The sequence below is a fragment of the Shimazuella alba genome (assembly GCF_009831235.1).
GTDB lineage: Bacteria > Bacillota > Bacilli > Thermoactinomycetales > Thermoactinomycetaceae > Shimazuella > Shimazuella alba.
This window is the reverse complement of sequence record NZ_WUUL01000017.1, coordinates 65,840-72,881: the sequence shown is the minus strand read 5'-3', so window position 1 is coordinate 72,881 and position 7,042 is coordinate 65,840. Positions and strand designations below refer to the sequence as shown.

General features: G+C 35.5%; 8 protein-coding genes and 1 pseudogene. 5 read left to right on the top strand and 4 right to left on the bottom strand.

All coding sequences use genetic code 11. The features are described from left to right. Positions 1 to 85: 85 nt before the first annotated feature. Together GSM42_RS18680 and hisC are read right to left on the bottom strand one after the other, a co-directional pair. Positions 86 to 1,117 carry a DUF4097 family beta strand repeat-containing protein gene (locus GSM42_RS18680; protein ID WP_160803059.1) on the bottom strand — a complete coding sequence of 344 codons (1,032 nt, stop codon included), beginning with the start codon at positions 1,115 to 1,117 and terminating at the stop codon, positions 86 to 88. A gap of 306 nt (positions 1,118 to 1,423) precedes the next feature. Beyond that, positions 1,424 to 2,515: a histidinol-phosphate transaminase gene (gene hisC, locus GSM42_RS18675; protein ID WP_202404993.1), complete on the bottom strand. Its 1,092-nt coding sequence runs from the start codon at positions 2,513 to 2,515 to the stop codon at positions 1,424 to 1,426. A gap of 543 nt (positions 2,516 to 3,058) precedes the next feature. Here hisC and GSM42_RS18670 point away from each other — a divergent pair. The 4 genes from GSM42_RS18670 (at position 3,059) to GSM42_RS18655 (ending at position 6,110) form a co-directional block, all read left to right on the top strand. Beyond that, entirely contained in the window at positions 3,059 to 3,793 is a 735-nt protein-coding gene (locus tag GSM42_RS18670; RefSeq protein ID WP_202404992.1) for an amino acid ABC transporter ATP-binding protein, read from the top strand. 79 nt (positions 3,794 to 3,872) lie between these two features. Further along, positions 3,873 to 4,715, top strand: coding sequence for a glutamate ABC transporter substrate-binding protein (locus GSM42_RS18665; RefSeq protein WP_160803058.1), 843 nt, complete (start codon positions 3,873 to 3,875; stop codon positions 4,713 to 4,715). 69 nt (positions 4,716 to 4,784) lie between these two features. Then, positions 4,785 to 5,441 carry an amino acid ABC transporter permease gene (locus GSM42_RS18660; RefSeq protein ID WP_160803057.1) on the top strand — a complete coding sequence of 219 codons (657 nt, stop codon included), beginning with the start codon at positions 4,785 to 4,787 and terminating at the stop codon, positions 5,439 to 5,441. Positions 5,442 to 5,453: 12 nt separating this feature from the next. Next, positions 5,454 to 6,110 carry an amino acid ABC transporter permease gene (locus GSM42_RS18655; protein WP_160803056.1) on the top strand — a complete coding sequence of 219 codons (657 nt, stop codon included), beginning with the start codon at positions 5,454 to 5,456 and terminating at the stop codon, positions 6,108 to 6,110. A 49-nt stretch (positions 6,111 to 6,159) separates the two neighbouring features. Here GSM42_RS18655 and GSM42_RS18650 read toward each other — a convergent pair whose 3' ends face one another. Further along, positions 6,160 to 6,483, bottom strand: a complete 324-nt coding sequence (locus tag GSM42_RS18650; protein ID WP_160803055.1) for a hypothetical protein — start codon at positions 6,481 to 6,483, stop codon at positions 6,160 to 6,162. A 145-nt stretch (positions 6,484 to 6,628) separates the two neighbouring features. On the opposite strand from GSM42_RS18650, the gene GSM42_RS18645 reads away from it, so the two are divergent. Continuing rightward, positions 6,629 to 6,844 carry a helix-turn-helix domain-containing protein gene (locus GSM42_RS18645; protein ID WP_160803054.1) on the top strand — a complete coding sequence of 72 codons (216 nt, stop codon included), beginning with the start codon at positions 6,629 to 6,631 and terminating at the stop codon, positions 6,842 to 6,844. Positions 6,845 to 6,874: 30 nt separating this feature from the next. Here GSM42_RS18645 and GSM42_RS21480 read toward each other — a convergent pair. Continuing rightward, positions 6,875 to 6,943: pseudogene (locus GSM42_RS21480) on the bottom strand (hypothetical protein); the annotation flags it as partial. Between the last annotated feature and the right edge of the window lie 99 nt (positions 6,944 to 7,042).

Sequence of the window (7,042 nt, the reverse complement as noted above, 5' to 3'; positions counted from 1 at the left end):
AACTCCTCTATTGTGAGGAGTTTTTATTACTGAAAAGATTTTAAGAAAAATTAATTTCTTCGTTCATATATTTTCTACTCATTTTTTATTTTTTCAGTGATACGTTGATATTACCTTTCTTCGTGTCAATTAATACATTACCTGTTCCATTTCCAAGCGTACCCTTGATATATCTCTTCTGATAATAATCAGCATCTTTATCTATTATTTTCTTAATTGGCAGGTTATTTTTCATCTTCCCACTTTCACTAGTTAGTGCAAGATAGAGATTGGTAGGAATTGTATGAAAAGTAAAATCGACATTACCGGATTCTGTCCATAGTTCATAACTCAAAAATGAAGGTTTGATTTGATCAATTTTCATGTTCCCGCTTTCAGTTTTTAACGTCATCATACCGCCAGTTATTTGACTTAAATTTATATCTCCTCCTTGGGCTTCAAATTTTATATTTCCACCTTGATAACCTTGTAGGGACTGGTTTCCATCCCATGAAGTAAGCGTCATGTAACCAGCTTTGACATTCTTCAATTGGATATTTCCTTCATCATCTGCTTTAAAGTGAACTTGATCTCCTGATATATTAGCTAGATTTGCTGAACCTGCTCCTGTATTTACTTCGATCTCACTCGCAGACAACGGTATGTCTGATAATAAATTTCCGCCTTTTGTATGTAATTCGATAGCATCATAGAATTTACTAGGAATAGAAACATCTAAGTTAAGTTGTGCTGAAAATTTTTGTTTTTCTTCCTCAGTGGTATCTTGCTCTGCCTCTTTCTCTGCCTTCAGATCATTTATTTTATAAATCACATTCAATTGCATCTGTTGTCCTCGTTTTATCCATTTCAATTCTACATTATCTTGTTTTGGCATCTTTCCGCTTATCTTTGCTTGCATTTGACCATTTTCGCTCTTATGCACATGCAAATTTGCAATTTCACTGTATATGCCAATCACCTTGGCTGATTTTCCATCCCCATCTTTCAGCTGACTTACAGATTTTCGATCATCTTTTGGCTTTGTTTGAAAAAGGTCTGTACGATAATAAATTATTCCAGCTATAGCAATAACCATAATAATAAGTAAAACTACCCAAATTTTCCGGTCTTTTTTCATTTTATGCCCCTTTCTTATTTAATAGTTAAGTTCCATTTTTTAAAATTAATTATATACATTTTGACATAATTTTATATATTGGTCTACAAGAGGGAAAAATCATGGTTTGTTTCGCTCGTTCTAACATCTCTTCGTCTATTCCCTACTTCATTTGACTAAAATCTTTGCATATAAAAAGAATCCGATCTCTACCTGACGGGATTCCATATGCTGAAATATCTTTGCAATTTTTATCTACTAAAAAATCAGATTTTAGCATTCGTTACCACCTGTAAAAGCTGCCCGACATACAATCATCACTTGTTGCTAAGCAATAACCTGAGAAGCTAAAAACTCAGCAAAATCTTGTATAAAGCGATCGTTTTGTTCTGGTGTCCCAATCGTTATTCGGATATATGTCGGATATTTGAGCCGATCTCGAACAATTATGCCTCTTTCTAATAGAAACTGAAATACTTTATAAGAAGGATAACCGGTGTCAAACAAAATAAAGTTCCCATGAGAAGGGTAGTAATGAATCCCCCATTCCTCCAATTGTTTCATCAAACGTCGACGTTCCTGATCGTTTATCTTCTTCCAATCTGCTACAAACTCTTGATCTTCCAAAGCAGCAACAGCTGCTTGTTGGGCAAAGCGACTGGTATTAAAAGATGGTCTGACCCTGTGTAATTCGTCAATAATTGGAGTGTCTGCAATGGCATAACCCATACGAATAGCAGCCAATCCATAGATTTTGGAAAATGTACGCAATACGATAAGCTGTGGAAACTGTTCTAATAAAGCTGCCGAATTGGGGCATGAAGGATCTGTAACATATTCAATATAAGCTTCATCCAAAACGACAATCACATGTTTGGGTATTTTTGTTAAAAAAGAGACCAATGACGTTTGGTCTAATAGCGTTCCAGTAGGATTGTTTGGATTGCAAACCCAGACAACTTTTGTCTTATTTGTTATTGCTTCATACATTGCATCTAAATCATGTACACCCTTTTTAAGAGGGACAAATACAGGAGCAGCTCCCTCGATTTTCACCTCCGTTTGATAAATGGAATAAGTGAAATCTGCTAGTACAGCCTCATCACCAGAATCTAAGAATGTGCGACATATCATCTGTATAAGTTCACTAGAACCATTTCCAAATATAAATTTGCGGGGATCCATATTCAACATTTTAGCCAGTTTTCCCCTCAAAACAGGAGCCATTGGTTCTGGATAATGATGAAATAAATTAATACCTTTTAATGCTTCTGACACCTTTGGAGAGCACCCAGATGGATTTTCATTGGAGACAAGTTTTACCACATCCTTCAAACCATACTCCTGTTCTACTTCTTCTAAAGATTTTCCTGGTTGATAGACTGGGAGATTTCGCACAGATGATTTTGATCTAATCATGATCTTATCCCTTTCTTTTATTTTATATAAGACTAAAACCGAGTACGAGAAATAGTATCATTATAATATAATAATTTATATATTTTTGATATTTTTGTTATTATACGAAACATACTTCCAATCCATAAAAAACAAGAGAATCTACCCTGTTTCAAAAAAATTTACTATAGAAGAGAATAAGATAAAAACACCGCCTAAACGGATAACAACCAGTCACAAACAATAGCAATCGCTTCTGCTCAAGTGAGATAAGTGTTTATAGAAAGCTGATTTTTCTTTCTATATAGATTTATTTGGAGATTAAACTTCTTTTCGCTCCATTACCTCACACTCCAAAACCAGTCTTATAAAGAGGCTGGTTTTCTCTGTTATATAGACAAGAAGATAATAAAATATAAATATGTATATATAATTTTAATATTTCTATTCCCTTTTGACTATCTTCAGCTTGACGACCATTCATATAAAATGTATATTTTATTTACAAAGATAAATAGTAATATGCTTTTTATCGATAAAATTTTTCACATGGCTTTGGAGGTGATGGCAATAATACAGTTTTCCGGAGTAAACAAATGGTACGGTAGTTTTCAAGTTTTAAAAGATATTAATCTGGATATTGGTTCTGGTGAAGTAGTCGTTATTCTGGGACCTAGTGGATCTGGTAAAAGCACTTTGCTCCGTTGTATTAATCAGTTAGAAGTGATCTCAGATGGTGATTTAACTGTAAACGGATTCAAAGTGAATCATAAAAAGACCAACCTCAATAAATTGCGACAAGAAATCGGCATGGTATTCCAGCACTTTAATCTCTATCCTCATAAAACCGTGTTAGACAACATCACCTTAGCTCCTACCCGTGTACGTAAACTTAACAAAAGCGAAGCAGAAAAAACTGCTATGCAGTACCTCACCAAGGTAGGAATTCCTGATAAGGCAAAATCTTACCCTTCCCAACTTTCAGGAGGACAACAACAGCGTGTAGCCATAGCGAGAGGTTTAGCTATGAAACCAAAAATTATGTTGTTTGACGAACCAACTTCTGCACTAGATCCAGAAATGATCGGTGAAGTGCTAGATGTTATGCGGGATCTAGCAAAAGAAGGTATGACGATGGTAATTGTTACTCATGAAATGGGTTTTGCAAGAGAAGTAGCTGACCGCATCATTTTTATGGATGAAGGTAAAATCTTAGAAATGACAAAACCTAGTGAGTTCTTTGAAAATCCTAAAAACGAGCGTACCAAACAGTTCCTAAGCCGCATTCTAAAACACTAATATTTATATTTACTCTTGTCAAAAGTAACCGCTTACTTACTGAATTTATACTGTTTTCTTACATCTAAGGAGGGTACTCATGCGTTTTCAAAAGTGGGTTGTTAGTTTTCTTTTAATTATGATGGTACTAGTAGTAACTGCTTGTTCTTCTAGTGAAGATGCAAATTCTGGTTCCGGAAATACATTAGAAGACATTAAAAAGCGCGGCAAACTAGTTGCTGGTGTAAAATATGATACTTACCTATTTGGTTACAAAGACCCAAGTGACAAGCAAGTGAAAGGCTTTGAAATTGACTTAATGAAAGCATTTGCGAAAAAAATACTTGGAGACGAAAATAAAATCGAATTTAAAGAAGTTACCTCCAAAACACGAATTAAATTGCTTGATGCAGGAGACATTGATCTGATTGCAGCTACCATGACCGTTTCACCTGAACGTCAAAAACAAGTTGACTTCTCTCGTATTTACTTTTTAGCTGGTCAATCCTTACTTGTAAAAAATGATAGCACCATTAAATCGATTAATGACTTAAAAGGAAAGAAAGTTTCGACTTCTAAAGGCTCAACTAGTGCCAAGAATATGAAAAAAATGGCTCCAGACGCTATTTTGGAAGAATATGAAAACTATGCAGACTCCCTAACTGCTCTTAAATCTGGCAAAGTGGACGCTGTTACCACAGATGATAGTATTTTGATGGGGATGCAACAACAAAATCCTGACCTTAAGTTAGTTGGGGGACAATTCACCAAAGAACCTTATGGTATCGCGGTTAAAAAAGGCAATAGTACCTTGCAAAAAGAGTTAAATACCTTTATCCAAGAAATTTGGGACAATGGTCAATATGCTACCCTCTACAAAAAATGGTTCAAAAAAGATGCTCCAAAAGAATTGCCTACTGATGCTATTTTGGAAGCCAAGTAAGGCAAATTACCATAAAAGATGGGTATTCCAAAGCCCATCTTTTTCACTTCCGAAAGGGAAAGGAGCGGAATGATGGATTTTAGCTTTTTAGATGTATATAAGGAAAGTTTTATTCATGGATTTCTTACTACAATCGAAGTAAGTATTGTTGCTTTGATTTTAAGTCTGGTACTTGGAGTTATCATTGCTGTATTTCGAATCTCCAGAGTAAAGCCATTGGAATGGTTTGGTACTGCTTATGTTGAGTTTTTTCGCAATACTCCTCTCGTCATCCAAATATTCTTCTTTTACTTTGGACTTCCCAGTATCGGAATAGATTTATCAAAGTTTATGGTTGCATCTTTTGGATTGGCTATTTACACCAGTGCCTTTATCGCTGAAGCGGTTCGTGCTGGGATCCAATCCGTAAATAAAGGACAAATGGAAGCAGCTCGCTCCTCTGGTCTTAGTTACATCCAAGCAATGTGGCATGTTATTTTGCCACAAGCGTTTAAAATAATCGTTCCTCCACTAGGCAACCAATTCATCAATTTGGTGAAAAACTCCTCTGTTCTGGCCTTGATAGCTGGTGGAGATATTATGTACGCAGCTGATGAAGCAGCAGTTGATTATGATGTTATCCCCATTTATATCTTCGTTGCTTGCTTATATTTAGTATTAACGATTCCACTGAGCTTAATTGTCAATTTCATGGAAAGACGCTGGGCAAAACAAGGTTCACGTTAGGAGGTGAGAAAGTTGGATTTTCAAGTTATATTTACAAAGCCAAATTTGCTCTTTTTGCTAGATGGTCTTCTTGTTACGTTAGAAGTCGCTTTGCTCGCCATCGTTTTTAGTTTTGTTTTTGGAACAATTTTGGGGATCTTGCGTTATACCAAAATACCTGTACTTTCTCATCTTGCTATACTCTATATTGAAGTCATCCGCAATATCCCGTTCCTGCTTGTCATATTTTTTGGTTACTTTGGATTAAAACAGCTAGACATTGATCTACCAATCACAACTTCTGTCATCATCAGCATGACCATATTTACATCTTCTCTTATTGCAGAAATCGTGCGAAGCGGATTGAACTCCGTAGATCGTGGACAGACAGAAGCAGCTCGTGCACAAGGGCTCAGTTATATACAAACATTGTGGCATATCATCATGCCACAAGGATTTAAACGAACAATCCCCCCAATGGTAAGTCAATTTGTTTCACTCATTAAAGATACTTCCTTGGCAGTAGCGATCAGCTTACCAGAATTAACACATAATGCTCAAATCATTTATAACAAAAACTTTAATGCTACTATCCCATTATTACTGACTGTTGCGGTCATTTACTTTGTCATCAACTACGGTTTGTCTCAATTAAGCAGAAAGCTAGAAAAAGTTTTATCCGTATATTAATGCTACCAGCATAAAAAAGATCTCCCAAAGTAGACAAGGGAGATCTTTTTTATGCTGTACCTTTGTGAATAAAGAAAACAAGTAGTCCTATTAGAACCCCGCCAACTGCTGGTAAAAATCCACTTAAAAAGAAGGTGAGTATAAAATAACCAATAATTCCCCAGATCACACTTAATACTGCAAATATAACGATTCTCAAATATGGTATAACAAATAAAATAGCCAAGACAATGACAGCACCAAAAAATGCAGGTAAGGAGTGAAAATAATAACCTAAAACAGCGGAGAGGACTAATATCTCAACCATCACAAACTTGCGATTATCTCGAACGGATTCCATATCATCCATGATATCGACAATATCTCTAGCCATCTTACGCTTATCTATTTGAATCCCTCCTAACTATTAAATTAATCTATAGAATATTATATCATTTACCTATTTAATTTGAATATCTGCTAATCATCCATAAGAAAAAAACAAATACTATTGCTACCCAAATCGGAGGAATTGCTGAATGAATGAACAAGATTGTCTCCTGATGGGATATCTAGATGAAGAACGAAATCTAACACGTACTGCCGAGCGTTTATATATCACTCAACCAGCTCTCACTTATCGATTACAACAAATCGAGAAAGAGTTTGGTGTTTCCATCATTGTAAAAGATAAGAGAGGGATTCGTCTCACACCAGAGGGAGAATTCATGCAAAATGAGAAAAGTCATCACTAAACCTATGAGTACTCCTACTCTTATCGCCACAACAGATACCCAGAAGCTATTTAAAGATGAAATGATCCGAAGGATTTCTTCCATTGGGGCAATAAGCAACTGTATAAGCAGATTTGCAATATTTGGTGTAAACCAACAAAAATAAGTCCCTTTCCAAGCTTATTAAAACCAAGAATGGTTTCCTGATTGTTAAAGCAT